This is a genomic window from Flavobacterium tistrianum, assembly GCF_003254545.1.
Lineage (GTDB): Bacteria > Bacteroidota > Bacteroidia > Flavobacteriales > Flavobacteriaceae > Flavobacterium > Flavobacterium tistrianum.
The window spans coordinates 1-800 of the sequence record NZ_QJRH01000034.1 but is presented as its reverse complement, the minus strand read 5'-3'; the positions used below and the strand labels follow the sequence as shown (position 1 = coordinate 800).

At 41.4% G+C, this 800-nt stretch carries 1 protein-coding gene and 1 rRNA gene; both read right to left on the bottom strand.

Going from position 1 to position 800, the window contains the following annotated elements:
- Positions 1–150: ribosomal RNA gene (locus DMB71_RS00165) — 16S ribosomal RNA — on the bottom strand; the annotation flags it as partial.
- An 11-nt stretch (positions 151–161) separates the two neighbouring features.
- Positions 162–683, bottom strand: a complete 522-nt coding sequence (locus tag DMB71_RS00160; protein ID WP_111362672.1) for a hypothetical protein — start codon at positions 681–683, stop codon at positions 162–164.
- Between the last annotated feature and the right edge of the window lie 117 nt (positions 684–800).

The following is an 800-nucleotide window of genomic DNA, read 5'->3' as shown; positions in this document are numbered from 1 at the left end:
CTCTGGGCTATCCCTCTGTGGAAGGCAGATTGCATACGCGTTACGCACCCGTGCGCCGGTCTCAAAGCCCGAAGGCTTCTACCCCTCGACTTGCATGTGTTAAGCCTGCCGCTAGCGTTCATCCTGAGCCAGGATCAAACTCTTCATCGTATATTTTAATATTATATTATCGATGCCTTATTCCAGTCGGTTTCATTCGAATCTCCCGATTCCATTACTCTTATTCTATTTTGCTTTAGCATCTCTGCTAAAGCGGCTGTCAATTCAATATGTCTACGAACGTTTATTCTTCTGTTTCGCCTGTATCTCAAAGCGGGTGCAAAACTAAAACTTCTTTTTGTTTCTCGCAAGAAAAACTTAGATTTTTTTTGAAGCTTTCTTTTCGCCCCATATTTCCGTTTTTCTTTCAATCTCTCAAGGAGCCTTCCGTGTTTTGCGGGGTGCAAATGTAAAAAGCTTTTTCTTTTCCCGCAAGCTTTTCCGAATCTTTTTTTTTGGAAATTTCTTCCCTCAAATATCGTAAAGCTGCCGGAATGTCTAAGAGCGTTTTTCGCTGTTGCGGGTGCAAAAGTACGCAACAATTCCAGTTGCGCAAGCTTTTTTATCGCCTTTTTCCATTCTTTTTCCATTCTTTTTCTTAACGCGCTGATAACGGATGCTTTACATTTTGGATATTTTTGCATTCGCGTAAGATTTTTCTTCTTTAGAGTGTGTTTTTGGCATTTTTTGGAGGCTTGGACATTCTGGTTTTGCGCAGTTTTCAGCCCTTCCCTCTCCTTTCTGCCGATTTTTCATTCTTT

Bases quoted from the DNA above. Each gene is read 5' to 3' on its own strand.
- DMB71_RS00160 (WP_111362672.1), bottom strand. From the start codon at position 683: ATGCAAAAATATCCAAAATGTAAAGCATCCGTTATCAGCGCGTTAAGA.